We start from the raw sequence: 12271 nt of genomic DNA, 5'->3' as shown, positions 1-12271 counted from the left end.
CAATCAGATTACGGATACGTCCGCTTGTTTTTTTCCTTTTTTCATACAATAAGATGCTTTTTCATCGGGATTCTTTCATTGACAAATAAAATATTATGCTCTATCATTATTACAGCAACGCGTTAATATACAACTACAATCCAATCATAAATAAACAAAAACAACGAGGTAATCATCATGGCGAATTTAAATGAAAGAATGGTGGCATTGGGAACTTCCCGTTCCGTGATCCGTGAACTTTTCGAATTTGGTAAACAAAGAGCTGCAGAAATCGGCGCTGAGAATGTATTTGATTTCTCCATCGGAAATCCAAGTGTTCCGGCTCCGGATGCAGTCAATGAAACTGCAATCAAACTGCTTCAGGATACAGATCCTGTAGTTATTCATGGTTATACCAGCGCTCAGGGAGACATCGAAGTCAGAAAGCTCCTTGCCGATTCCGTAAACAGACGGTTCGATACATCTTTCGGACCGGATAACTTTTATGTATCCGTCGGTGCCGCCGCTGCACTTTGCTGCTGTCTGAATGGTCTTTGCAACAAGGATGACGAGGTCATTGTATTTGCACCATACTTCCCGGAATACAAAGTATTTATCGAAGGTGCCGGCGCAAAAATGAATCTGATCCCTGCCGATACCGAAGCTTTCCAGATCGACTTTGAAAAGTTTGAAGCAGCAATCAACGAGAACACAAAAGCAGTCATTGTAAACTCTCCGAATAACCCCTGCGGTGTTGTATATTCACATGAGACCTGCACAAAACTTGCGGAGATCCTCAACGCAAAATCTGCTGAATTGGGCCATCCGATCTACTTGATCGCGGATGAGCCTTATCGCGAGATCGTGTTCGATGGTATTGAGGTTCCGTACCTTCCTAAATACTACAACAATACTCTGGTGTGCTATTCCTGGTCCAAGTCCCTCTCCCTTCCGGGAGAACGTCTGGGATACGTTCTTGTTCCGGATGAAGTCGAGGAACACGGACTGGTGTACGCAGCTGTTGCAGGTGCAGGCCGTTCCCTTGGATATGTCAATGCACCCGGACTTTTCCAGCGCGTATGTGCCATGTGTGCAGATATGACTGCCGACATCACCATCTATGAGACCAACCGCAATCTCCTTTACAATGGGCTACGCGAGATTGGTTTTGATGTAGTAAAACCGGACGGAACCTTCTACATCTTCCCGAAGACACTGGAAGAAGATGACGTTGCTTTCTGTGAAAGAGCAAAACAGTTTAATATCCTCATCGTTCCGGGATCCGGTTTCGGCTGTCCGGGACATGCACGTATTTCCTACTGCGTACCTACAGAAAGAATCGAACGCGCGCTTGATGCGTTCAAAAAACTGGCAGATTCTTATAAATAACACATAAAAATCTGTCAAATAAATACTAGAAGAGAAAACACCCATGATTATTGATTTTCATACTCATATATTTCCAGAGAAAATCGCAGAACGAGCGATTTCCAATCTGGCAGCAGTCATAAGACAAAAGCCCACCACCAACGGTTGTGCAGACGGCTTGCGTTCTTCCATGAAACAGGCCGGTATCGACATCAGTGTTGTGCTTCCTGTCGTAACCGATGTGAAGCAATTTGATTCCATCCTTCGTTTTGCGGTTTATATCAACGAGACGTATGCTTCCGTTCATGAGCAACGGCTGATTTCCCTTGCGGGTATCCATCCGGACGATCCTGACTGCAAAGCTCATCTGGCGCTGATTAAACGAGAAGGATTCGCCGGAGTCAAAGTCCACCCACATTATCAGAATGTAGAATTCAATGATATCCGCATGAAAAATCTGATCTATGCCGCATCCGAGATCGGTCTTCCGGTTATCACTCATGCCGGATATGATCCCTATACGCCGGATCATGAGTTCTGCACTCCCGATATGGTTCTCGACGTTTTGAAAGATGTTGCTCCGGAAAATCTGATTCTTGCACATTTAGGAAGCAACGAAAATTACGATGAGGCCGAAGAAAAACTCTGCGGTCAGAACATCTTTCTCGACACTGCTTACTCTATCACTCGTGTGAGTGAAGCCCAGTTTATCCACATGGTGCGCAAACATGGCGCGGATAAGATTCTTTTTGCTACCGACTGTCCATGGGCAGACCAAAGAACCTGTGCTGAAATTCTGAAGGAAAGCGCACTCACTGATCGGGAAAAAGAATTGATTCTATCAGAAAATGCTATAAAATTATTAGGCATTCAATAAAAGTAAAACCCACTGAAGAATTCTCCGGTGGGTTTTGCTTTTCTCTCTATCCAATTACTTCATTGCGTCCATACCTACAATACGGAATCCTTTCGCATCCAGAATCTTTGCAGCTTGTGCATCATCATTCGTACGAATGATCATATATGCAACATCGTTCTTCTTTCCCAAAATCGTGTACATATACTCAATATTGATTCCTTCTGTCCCAAGTACAGCAATCATATTTGCAAGCATACCGGGCTCATCCTGAACTTCCACAGCGATGACATCGGTAATAGAGCAAATATAATTTTCATTTTTCAGAATGGTAACTGCGTTGAAAACATCATCCACGATGATACGGGCAATACCGAAATCAGAAGCTTCTGCTACTGAAATTGCACGAAGGTTGATTTTCTGAGCGGAAAGAACCGCTGCAACCTCAGCAAGTTTCCCCGGCTGGTTTTCAAGAAATACGGAAATCTGTTTAACTGTCATGAATTTTCCCTCCTATTCATTAACCCTGATACAGGTTTCGTTTATCAATCACTCGAACTGCTTTGCCTTCACTTCTTACAATGCTCTTAGGTGCAACCAGCTTAACCTTAGCGTAAATTCCAAGCATCGCTTTCAGTCCGTTTACAAGCTCTTTCTCTTTTTCGGATACAACACTCAAGTTGTCGGAGAACATCTCAGGTGTCATTTCTACCTGAACTTCGATGGTGTCACTGTTGTTTACACGATCAACGATGATCTGATAGTTCGCCGGATATCCCTGGTTCATAAGTACGGTCTCGATCTGGGACGGGAATACATTTACACCCTTAACGATCAGCATATCATCACTTCTTCCAAGCGGTTTACTCATCTTCACATGCGTTCTTCCGCAAGAACATTTTTTCCTGCTTAAGATACAGATATCACGGGTACGATATCTCATGAGCGGGAATGCTTCTTTCGAAATGCTGGTAAATACAAGCTCGCCCTTCTCGCCGTCCGGAAGCACCTCTCCCGTGATCGGGTTGATGATTTCCGGAATAAAATGGTCTTCATTTACATGCATACCGGTCTGCTCTTCGCATTCGAAGGCTACACCCGGACCGGAAATTTCTGTAAGTCCATAAATATCATACGCTTTAATGCCAAGCTGTTCTTCGATATCATGGCGCATTTCTTCTGTCCATGCTTCTGCTCCGAAAATACCTGCTTTTAATTTGATCTGATCGCGTACCCCTTTTTCATGAATGCTCTCCGCTAGGTAGGCAGCATAAGATGGAGTACAGCAAAGAATCGTAGATCCCAGGTCTGTCATAAACTGAATCTGTCTCTCCGTATTTCCGGAAGACATCGGGAGCGTCAGACATCCTACTTTGTGGGAACCACCATTTAATCCCGGGCCGCCGGTAAACAAACCATAACCATAACTTACATGGCAGACATCTTCTTTGGTTCCGCCTGCGGCTACGATTGCTCTGGCGCAGCAATCCTCCCAGAGATCAATGTCATGCTGAGTATAGAAGGCAACCACACGTCTTCCGGTAGTACCACTGGTTGACTGAATGCGAACACATTCTGAAAGCGGACGTGCAAGCAATCCATATGGGTACTCGTCTCTTAAATCATCTTTTTCAATGAAAGGCAATTTCGGCAGATCATCCACAGACTTGATATCTTCCGGAGTCAGTCCTTTTTTCTCCATTTTCTTTCTGTACATTGGCACATTGTCCCAAACATTCCGGACCTGTTTTACAAGTCTCTCACTCTGGATCTTATGAATCTCATCCCTGGATGCGCATTCGATCTCTGGCTGAAAATATCTTTTCATCTCTTTTTCTCCTTCTTATTGTATTGTTTAACCTCTCCCGAGGGCAAACGCTCTTTTGTTCATTTCGACAAATTTTTCCGGAACACACTTCTCAATAGCACTGATCCATTTTTCTTCCGGAATATCAAAATATCTGGAAAGTCTTCCCATCAGGACCAGATTTACCGCTTTGGCAGAGCCAGCCTGCTCTGCAAGGGAAAGGCAGTCCATTGCATCAACTGCGATTCCTTCTGCTTCCATCTTATCGATCAGGTTCTCCGGATAAGAAGCTGCACCGGTGATGACCGGCATTGGATCGATCTCCTGGGTATTGACCACGATGCGTCCGCCTTTTTTCAAATATTCCACATAACGTGCCGCTTCCAGCTTTTCAAAGGATACGATAAAGTCTGCCTCACCCTTGTCAATGACCGGTGAATACACCTTCTCTCCAAATCTTACATATGTAACCACGCTTCCACCGCGTTGACTCATACCATGTACCTCAGATACTTTTACATCATATCCTTCATTCAGAAGGAGATATCCTAAAAGTTTGCTGGCAAGGAGAGATCCCTGTCCTCCTACACCGACAATCATTACATTCTTTGTCATTTCTTTATTCCTCCCCGCTCTGTAATGCATCAAACTTACACATCTGCTGGCAAACTCCGCAGCCAACGCACAATGTTGTATCGATCACAGCTTTTTTGTCTTTTACACTGATTGCAGGACATCCAAGACGCATACAGGATTTACATCCTACACAGTTATCCACAGCAACTTTCAAAGGAGCTTTATGTTTTACATATTTAAGAAGTGCACATGGGCGGCGGCTGATGATGACAGACGGCTCATCTGCTGCAAGTTCTTCTTTCAATACTTTATCGCACTCTTCCAGATTGTATGGATCCACGACAGCTACGCGGTTGAAGCCCATCGCTCTGCACAATGCCTCCAGATCAATCTTTCCTGCCGGATCACCTTTGATGTTGTATCCGGTCGTCGGATTCTGCTGATGACCGGTCATACCGGTAATGGAATTATCCAGAATGATAATGGTGGAATTACTCTGGTTATAGGCAACATTTGCCAAACCGGTCATACCGGAATGCATAAAGGTGGAATCACCGATCACGGCTACTGTCTTTCCTTCACTTTCTTCGCCGCTGGCTTTGTTAAATCCGTGAACGGCACTGATGGATGCACCCATGCAAAGAGTCATATCCATAGCGGCAAGGGGAGCTACCGCGCCAAGGGTATAGCAGCCGATGTCTCCAAGAACCGTGCATTTATTCTTGGAAAGAGTATAGAACAGTCCTCTGTGCGGGCATCCTGCACACATAACAGGCGGTCTTCCCGGAAGCTGTTCGCCAAGAGAATAACAGTCTGCACATTTTCCTTCTATTTTTTCCGCAATGAGATTCTGAGAAAACTCGCCGCAGATCGGAAGCAGATCTTTTCCTGATAAAGTCAGGCCAAGTTGCTTACAATGATTTTCAATGATCGGATCCAGCTCTTCGATCACGATCAGCTTTTCAACCTTTGCCGCAAAATCCCGAATCAGTTTTACCGGCAGCGGATTTACCATACCAAGCTTCAAGATACTTGCATTTTCTCCGTAAACTTCCTTCGCATACTGATAGCAGGTGGACGAAGTGATGATACCCAGTGCGGTTCCTCCCATCTCCACACGATTCAGCGGGCTGGTCTCCGCGTATTCGATCAGTTTTCTGGTCCGTTCTTCTACAAATGGATGACGGCGGATCGCATTACCCGGCATCATTACATATTTCTGAATCTTCTTTTCATATGGCTTCTGCTTAGGAACCACACGCTCGCCCGGAACGACAACGCTCTGGGAATGTGCTACTCTGGTACACATTTTTATAATGACCGGAGTATCAAATGTCTCCGAAATCTCATATGCGGTCTTTACAAATTCCAGTGCTTCTGCAGAGTCAGACGGCTCCAACATAGGTACCTTCGCTGCGATTGCATGATGGCGGGAATCCTGCTCATTCTGGGAAGAATGCATGCCCGGATCATCCGCCACGCAAATCACCATCCCTGCATTTACACCTGTATAGGAGCAGGTATAGAGCGGATCGGCCGCTACATTAAGTCCGACATGCTTCATGCCGCAAAAGCTTCTTTTTCCGGCAAGACAGGCTCCAAAAGCAACTTCCATGGCCACCTTTTCATTCGGAGCCCATTCACAATAGACCTCATCATATTTTGCAATTTCTTCTGTGACTTCTGTACTTGGCGTCCCCGGATAACTGGACACCACGCTGCATCCTGCCTCGTATAAACCTCTGGCAAATGCCTTATTACCTAGCATCAACTGTTTCATCGGTATCGTAACTCTCCTTTCAACTTTCACTTTCTGCATTTACTTCGCTCTCTTCCAAACGAATCAACGTCTTCTCCAGCATACCCGTACCGCCATTCAACACACGGCTCACACGGCTGATAGTTGCTGTGCTGGCACTTGTTGTACTCATAATATCTGAATAGATTTTTCCCTTTGAGAGCATTCTCGCCACATCAAAACGCTGTTCTATAGCGCGAAGCTCTGTCTCTGCACAGATATCCTCAAAAAAATCCATACATTCTTCTATTGATTCCAGCTGAAGAATTGCCTTATACATATCTTCGTTTCTGGTTCTCTGAAAATTCTTTTTCATATAAACCTCTCTTTTCTGCACAATGAGTACACTTTATTACTGTATTGTATTATTGTATCATTTTTATCGGAATTGGTAAACAGTATTTTTATATCGGCAGAAGCTCCTCCGACGTTAAACAAATCGTACCTTTCAAAGTATCCTGCCAGATTATTGACTTTATCTTTCAAATATGCTATCTTGATTTAAAGTATTAAAGTTTGAATTGAGAGGAAATCCATCATGCCTGTTACTGATTTACTTGAGAGAAATCACAAATTATATGGGGACGAAGTGGCTCTTGTGGAACTGAACCCATCTGTGAAAGACACCAAAAGAACCAGCTGGAGAGAATACAGTCTGGTACAGCCTACTTCTTTTGAACCGTACAGAAGAGAAATCACATGGAGTGTCTTTGATGAAAAAGCAAACCGCGTTGCAAATATGCTTCTGGAACGTGGAATTAAGAAAGGGGACCGCGTTGCAATTCTGATGTTTAACTGTCTGGAATGGCTGCCGATTTATTTCGGAATTTTGAAAACCGGTGCGATCGCCGTTCCTTTTAACTTCCGTTTTGATTCTTCTGAAATTAAATATTGTGCAGATCTGGCCGAAGTACATGTCTTATTCTTTGGGCCGGAATTTATCGGCCGAATTGAAGCGATTGTTGATGAGCTGACCAAGGGACGGCTTCTTATTTATGTAGGAGACACCTGTCCCACCTTTGCCGAAAGCTATCGTGAAATGGTAGCCGACTGTTCCAGCCAGCCTCCGATGATCCATCTGGAAGAAAGCGATGATGCCGCTATCTACTTTTCTTCCGGAACCACCGGATTCCCGAAAGCAATTTTACATAATCATGAAAGTCTGACCCAGGCTGCAGAGATGGAACAGAAACATCACCTGACAGACCGGAACGATACCTTCCTTTGTATCCCGCCGCTTTATCATACCGGAGCAAAATTCCACTGGATGGGAAGTCTCTGCGCAGGAAGCAAAGCAGTTCTTCTGAAGGGCACGACTCCGGAAATCATTCTGGATGCTATTTCAAGAGAAAAATGTACTATCGTATGGCTTCTGGTTCCGTGGGCTCAGGATATCCTGAATGCTCTGGACCGAGGTGATGTGAAGCTCGAAGATTATGAGCTGAGTCAGTGGAGACTGATGCACATTGGTGCGCAGCCTGTTCCGCCATCTCTGATCAAACACTGGAAAGAATACTTCCCGAACCATCTCTACGATACCAACTACGGACTTTCCGAGTCCACTGGTCCCGGATGTGTTCACCTTGGTGTAGAGAATATTCATAAAGTCGGTGCTATCGGTGTTCCCGGATATCGCTGGGAATGCAAGATCGTAGACGAGAATCTGAAAGAAGTTCCGTTTGGAGAAGTTGGAGAGCTCTGTGTCAAGGGTCCCGGTGTTATGACCTGTTATTACAATGATCCGAAGGCTACCGCAGAGACGATCGTAGACGGCTGGCTCCGTACCGGTGATATGGCCATGCAGGATGAAGACGGCTTCTACTTCCTCGTAGACCGTAAGAAAGATGTCATCGTCAGCGGTGGAGAAAACATTTATCCGGTACAGATTGAAAACTTCCTGAGCACCTTCGATAAGGTCAATGACGTTGCCGTTATCGGTCTTCCGGATCCACGTCTCGGCGAGATCACAGGTGCGATTATCTCGATCAAACCGGGCATGACCTGCACAGAGGAAGAAATCGAAGAATTCTGCAAAGGACTTCCAAGATATAAGAGACCGAAGAAAATTATCTTCGCAGACGTTCCGAGAAATGCCACCGGCAAAATTGAAAAACCTGCCCTCCGCAAGAAGTACGGCGCAGATCAGCTGGTTGCACAGCAGAACCGGGGTTAATTTCGGGGACATAAAAATAAGTTTACAATGATATGTTTTAAGGAGAGTACTCAATGTACTCTCCTCATTTCATTCCCGTTGATTCCAACATTTATCTCTACACTTCTTCTATCTCTATAATCTGCTCCATTGCTATCTTCATTCCACTATCCATGAGAATGACTTTTTCCACCTCATCCATCTTTTTGACCGTTCCCACATCCGTAAGATATGCCCCGCCGCATTTTTGAGTATCCGGCCTGAAATATGTGATAGACACATTTCTTTTTTCAGACAAATGCTGAGAGATATCGTAAAGCTTCTCATTGATCTTCTCGATCGCAGTCTCATCAAGCATGATCTTCTCATCTGTAAGTCTTGCGGTTTCTTCGATGGCTTCCTCATGTCCGGCAAGGGCCGCAAAAGGCGCAAACTGCGCTGCCCTGTCGTGGAGTGACATGTGTGTCCGCTCTTTAGACTGGTGGTGTGGCAGGTCCATAATATCATCATATCTGTGCTCGTCTTTATAATATCCACTCACGCTTTATGGCCTCCTATCTGTCCATTTCTTTCTCTGGTCATAGCGCCCTCTTCCAAATTCATTCCCTTAAGGACCGCGTTCTTACCGTATTTTTTCTGAATATCCAGAACCGCCCGCTGAAGCTTTTTCTCCTTCTCGCGCTCTTTGTTCTCCTGCTCTCTTTCTCGTTCGAGCGCTGCATAATCCGTAAATAAATCAAGCTGTTCAAAAGTCTGCTTCTTAGGAACTTCACTCTCAGGGATCACCCTTGACGCCACAACATTCACCCTTCGCACAAGTAAATCCGGATTGACGATCCTGTCAAACAGTTCTTCCACTGCTTTCATAATAATCCTGGTAGAAGAAGTCTGACAAGGCAGATTCATGGTTCCATGCGCATGCTTCGGAACTCGTCTGCCATAATGGTCTGTAGTAACCTCTCCATGATATTTATTCCTGATTGCAGGATCCGTCAGATTCTCTATGTCATATCCGATCGTAAGTACCATCTGATCTGTGACAAGCTTCTTATCCACCAGATCGAGCACCAGTAAATCCGTCATTTCCTTTACGATCAGCCTTGCTTTTTCTGCCGTGTACGCGCAATGAAGCACCTGACCGGAGCCCAGGCTGTTCTTCTGCGGTCTATAAGCCTTGATCTCCGCAATGGTCGTAGGCTCCCATCCCCACGCATGGTCGATTAAAAGCTCCGCATTCACTCCAAACAGCTTATATAAAAATGCCTCATTATAATACTCATTCGGCTTTCCGATCGAACAACGCGCAATATCTCCCATAGTATATAAGCCATTTGCCATAAGCTTCTTTGCGTATCCCGGGCCGACTCGCCAGAAATCCGTAAGCGGGACATGATTCCACAAAAGCTTTCTATAGGACATCTCATCAAGTTCTGCGATCCGGACTCCGTCCGCGTCCGCAGGGATCTTCTTGGCTACAATATCCATAGCAACCTTACAAAGGTACATATTGGTACCGATTCCCGCTGTTGCTGTCACTCCCGTTTCCCGCAGCACATCCCGAATCATTTTAAGCGCAAGCTCACGGGCACTCATCCCATAAGTATTCAGATAAGTCGTAGCATCAATGAATACCTCATCAATAGAATATACATGCATATCCTCAGGTGCAATATATCTTAAATAAATATCAAAAATCCTCGTACTGTATTCCATGTAATATGCCATTCTCGGAGTTGCTGCTATATAAGCCACCTCCAGATCTGGAGACTTTGCAAGCTCTACTGCATGAAAAGACGCTCCTGTAAATTCTCCGCCCGGTATCTTTGATCTTCTCTCTCTATTTACTTCCTTGATCTTTTGAACCACCTCAAATAATCTTGGCCTTCCCGGAATACCGTAGCTCTTCATGGAAGGGGATACCGCAAGGCATATGGTCTTCTCTGTCCTGGATGCATCCGCAACGACCAGATTCGTAGTAAGCGGATCAAGACCTCTTTCGATACATTCTACAGAGGCATAAAAAGATTTCAAATCAATTGCAATATATGTTCTGTCTGTCACATCTAAGCCTCCTCTCAGGTTTCTATGGTCTCATTACCAATCATTCCCCTATATCTTGTTGTTGAAATCGAATGTATGTTCGTGTATAATTATATCAGATCCTTTCAATATTTTCAACCAGGAGATGATAGACATGAACAAAATGTTTCGAGCGAGGAGTGATGCTTTATGAGTCAAATCCTATCCTCCAACTCCCATGATTATCTGCCCATGCAGATTGTCCCGGTCATCGCTTCCTTTAACGATGACGGGCAGATCAAGCCTCTTTATGTCGGCATCAACGGCGAGCGGTACAAGGTGGATTCCTATTGGGTAAGGCGCAGTTTCTCGAATCAGATAGAATTCCATTGTAAACTCATCATCGAAAATATGCGAAAACCGGTTATTATGACCTATTACCTGAATGAGTGTATCTGGACGATCCCGAATATCCCGGAGCGTAATTAGAGCCGATGGACCTTGCCCATCGGCTCTGATGATCTGCAATTATTTTCGGCTCTCTTTTTTCTTCTGCGCCATGTTCAGGAAAATTGCTATGCAGTTCAGCACCAAAGCCATAGGCAGGTACCAATTAGGTTCTCCCTTCGGAATAATACGGCACATGGATTGCACAAGAAAGAAAACCGCACCAAGTTCTGTATGTTTTTTAAAAAACAACCGATGTTTCGTTTACTTCTGAAAAACCTTATTAATATGGGATTCTACGAATCATTTACTTCACAATTTTCTTGTGAATGTTGCTCAATTCAAGAATATGTGCATCATAAACCCGATTAAAAAGCAAACCGCCGCCGTAACAACAGCACTGATGATAACTTTTAATTCATTTTGGTATGGACGCTTTCCTACTTCCATCGCTTTGTGAAGTTCATCCAGCTTCTTCCCTTCTGTAAAGGCGACTATCTCCTTGTATGTCTGAATATCATTTTCTTTCTTAATTTTTTTCAACTTTCAATGCCCAAAACATGGTTATGGCAAATAACAGCCAGAAAGGTATAAACGTATAGTATTCTAACCAGATAAACAGCGGGGCCGCTGAGATAATCAAAATCAAAAACTGAATACTGAAAATGTTTCCGTAATAATTAAACTTCTTAACTTCCTGCTCGTTGATCATTTCTTTCATTGTCTCTATATCTCCTTTAATTAGTTGGTCGAGAGATACATTAAACAATGAACTGAGAAGCAACAGGCTTTGAATATCGGGGTAGCTTTTTCCGTTCTCCAAATTTGAAATCGTCTGTCTTGTCACATATACCTTTTCAGCCAGTTCCTCTTGGGACAGCGAATGGTATTTTCTCAACTCCATCAAATTATCCGCAAACATTATTTTCCACCTCCAATTTCGCAGGCGCACCATCTGATATTATCAATGTAAGTTTTCCTCTTATTATTACCACCTATGCTATTATTCTTAACATCATGGTAGCATGAACGGGGCAGTAATTCTACCAACGAAAGCAAACAATTCTGCATGTTTCTTGTAAAAAAAGTGGCATCCGGATTATATCGTTCATGTCTACACTTCCACTACATTCGTAAGGATATTGAAAAAATAAAGACTTAATAACTCAAACTTCCCACACCGATAAGGTGTTCTGTACCTTGAAAATTCAATATTTCAGCCAATAAAAAGGGCATAAATAACGCTCTTTTGATATAATGGAATTGTCC

The 12271-nt window shown here is 44.1% G+C and carries 13 protein-coding genes; 4 read left to right on the top strand and 9 right to left on the bottom strand.

From position 1 onward, the window contains the following. Positions 1-177: 177 nt before the first annotated feature. Entirely contained in the window at positions 178-1368 is a 1191-nt protein-coding gene (locus ACTNBF_RS09745) for a pyridoxal phosphate-dependent aminotransferase (protein ID WP_427808513.1), read from the top strand. Between the two features lie 43 nt (positions 1369-1411). Further along, positions 1412-2224, top strand: coding sequence for an amidohydrolase family protein (locus ACTNBF_RS09740; RefSeq protein ID WP_441089156.1), 813 nt, complete (start codon positions 1412-1414; stop codon positions 2222-2224). A gap of 54 nt (positions 2225-2278) precedes the next feature. On the opposite strand, the gene ACTNBF_RS09735 is transcribed toward ACTNBF_RS09740, so the two are convergent. From ACTNBF_RS09735 to ACTNBF_RS09715, 5 genes are read right to left on the bottom strand one after another with little or no spacing between them, the layout of a single operon-like run. Continuing rightward, positions 2279-2704: an ACT domain-containing protein gene (locus ACTNBF_RS09735; protein WP_427805671.1), complete on the bottom strand. Its 426-nt coding sequence runs from the start codon at positions 2702-2704 to the stop codon at positions 2279-2281. A 19-nt stretch (positions 2705-2723) separates the two neighbouring features. Continuing rightward, positions 2724-4031, bottom strand: coding sequence for a phenylacetate--CoA ligase family protein (locus tag ACTNBF_RS09730; protein ID WP_427819687.1), 1308 nt, complete (start codon positions 4029-4031; stop codon positions 2724-2726). Positions 4032-4058: 27 nt separating this feature from the next. After that, positions 4059-4625 carry an indolepyruvate oxidoreductase subunit beta gene (locus tag ACTNBF_RS09725; RefSeq protein ID WP_427805669.1) on the bottom strand — a complete coding sequence of 189 codons (567 nt, stop codon included), beginning with the start codon at positions 4623-4625 and terminating at the stop codon, positions 4059-4061. A 4-nt stretch (positions 4626-4629) separates the two neighbouring features. Beyond that, on the bottom strand, positions 4630-6405 hold the full coding sequence (gene iorA / locus ACTNBF_RS09720) for an indolepyruvate ferredoxin oxidoreductase subunit alpha (protein ID WP_427805668.1): 1776 nt from the start codon (positions 6403-6405) through the stop codon (positions 4630-4632). Further along, the gene (locus ACTNBF_RS09715; protein WP_427805667.1) at positions 6386-6700 is read right to left on the bottom strand and encodes a YerC/YecD family TrpR-related protein; all 315 of its coding nucleotides are present in this window, start codon (positions 6698-6700) and stop codon (positions 6386-6388) included. The genes iorA and ACTNBF_RS09715 overlap by 20 nt, the downstream gene beginning before the upstream one ends. 222 nt (positions 6701-6922) lie before the next feature. On the opposite strand from ACTNBF_RS09715, the gene ACTNBF_RS09710 reads away from it, so the two are divergent. Continuing rightward, on the top strand, positions 6923-8557 hold the full coding sequence (locus tag ACTNBF_RS09710; protein WP_427805666.1) for a class I adenylate-forming enzyme family protein: 1635 nt from the start codon (positions 6923-6925) through the stop codon (positions 8555-8557). Positions 8558-8654: 97 nt separating this feature from the next. Here ACTNBF_RS09710 and ACTNBF_RS09705 read toward each other — a convergent pair whose 3' ends face one another. Together ACTNBF_RS09705 and ACTNBF_RS09700 are read right to left on the bottom strand one after the other, a co-directional pair. Next, positions 8655-9077, bottom strand: a complete 423-nt coding sequence (locus tag ACTNBF_RS09705) for a hypothetical protein (protein ID WP_427819688.1) — start codon at positions 9075-9077, stop codon at positions 8655-8657. After that, a complete protein-coding gene (locus ACTNBF_RS09700) occupies positions 9074-10597 on the bottom strand; it encodes a Y-family DNA polymerase (protein WP_441089155.1) in 1524 nt (507 codons plus the stop codon). The genes ACTNBF_RS09705 and ACTNBF_RS09700 overlap by 4 nt, the downstream gene beginning before the upstream one ends. A 168-nt stretch (positions 10598-10765) precedes the next feature. Between ACTNBF_RS09700 and ACTNBF_RS09695 the strand changes: the two genes are divergently transcribed. Next, the gene (locus ACTNBF_RS09695) at positions 10766-11044 is read left to right on the top strand and encodes a hypothetical protein (protein ID WP_427805663.1); all 279 of its coding nucleotides are present in this window, start codon (positions 10766-10768) and stop codon (positions 11042-11044) included. A 294-nt stretch (positions 11045-11338) separates the two neighbouring features. Here the strand turns inward: ACTNBF_RS09695 and ACTNBF_RS09690 are convergent, their stop codons facing one another. Then, complete coding sequence (locus ACTNBF_RS09690; protein ID WP_427805662.1) at positions 11339-11545, bottom strand: hypothetical protein; 207 nt, start codon at positions 11543-11545, stop codon at positions 11339-11341. After that, positions 11532-11924 (bottom strand): helix-turn-helix domain-containing protein, encoded by a 393-nt coding sequence (locus ACTNBF_RS09685; RefSeq protein ID WP_427805661.1) that lies wholly within the window; start codon positions 11922-11924, stop codon positions 11532-11534. The genes ACTNBF_RS09690 and ACTNBF_RS09685 overlap by 14 nt, the downstream gene beginning before the upstream one ends. Positions 11925-12271 lie beyond the last annotated feature (347 nt).

It is taken from the genome of Bariatricus sp. HCP28S3_A4, assembly GCF_052066395.1.
In the GTDB taxonomy this organism is placed as follows: Bacteria; Bacillota; Clostridia; order Lachnospirales; family Lachnospiraceae; genus Allocoprococcus.
The sequence above is the reverse complement of the archived record's forward strand: the minus strand, read 5'-3'. Positions and strand labels throughout refer to the sequence as shown.

Excerpts from the sequence above, each read along its gene's own strand:
- ACTNBF_RS09715 (WP_427805667.1), bottom strand. The coding sequence starts at position 6,700 with ATGAAAAAGAATTTTCAGAGAACCAGAAACGAAGATATGTATAAGGCA.
- ACTNBF_RS09695 (WP_427805663.1), top strand. The coding sequence starts at position 10,766 with ATGAGTCAAATCCTATCCTCCAACTCCCATGATTATCTGCCCATGCAG.
- ACTNBF_RS09710 (WP_427805666.1), top strand. The coding sequence starts at position 6,923 with ATGCCTGTTACTGATTTACTTGAGAGAAATCACAAATTATATGGGGAC.
- iorA (WP_427805668.1), bottom strand. The coding sequence starts at position 6,405 with ATGCAGAAAGTGAAAGTTGAAAGGAGAGTTACGATACCGATGAAACAG.
- ACTNBF_RS09730 (WP_427819687.1), bottom strand. The coding sequence starts at position 4,031 with ATGAAAAGATATTTTCAGCCAGAGATCGAATGCGCATCCAGGGATGAG.
- ACTNBF_RS09735 (WP_427805671.1), bottom strand. The coding sequence starts at position 2,704 with ATGACAGTTAAACAGATTTCCGTATTTCTTGAAAACCAGCCGGGGAAA.
- ACTNBF_RS09725 (WP_427805669.1), bottom strand. The coding sequence starts at position 4,625 with ATGACAAAGAATGTAATGATTGTCGGTGTAGGAGGACAGGGATCTCTC.
- ACTNBF_RS09685 (WP_427805661.1), bottom strand. The coding sequence starts at position 11,924 with ATGTTTGCGGATAATTTGATGGAGTTGAGAAAATACCATTCGCTGTCC.
- ACTNBF_RS09745 (WP_427808513.1), top strand. The coding sequence starts at position 178 with ATGGCGAATTTAAATGAAAGAATGGTGGCATTGGGAACTTCCCGTTCC.
- ACTNBF_RS09740 (WP_441089156.1), top strand. The coding sequence starts at position 1,412 with ATGATTATTGATTTTCATACTCATATATTTCCAGAGAAAATCGCAGAA.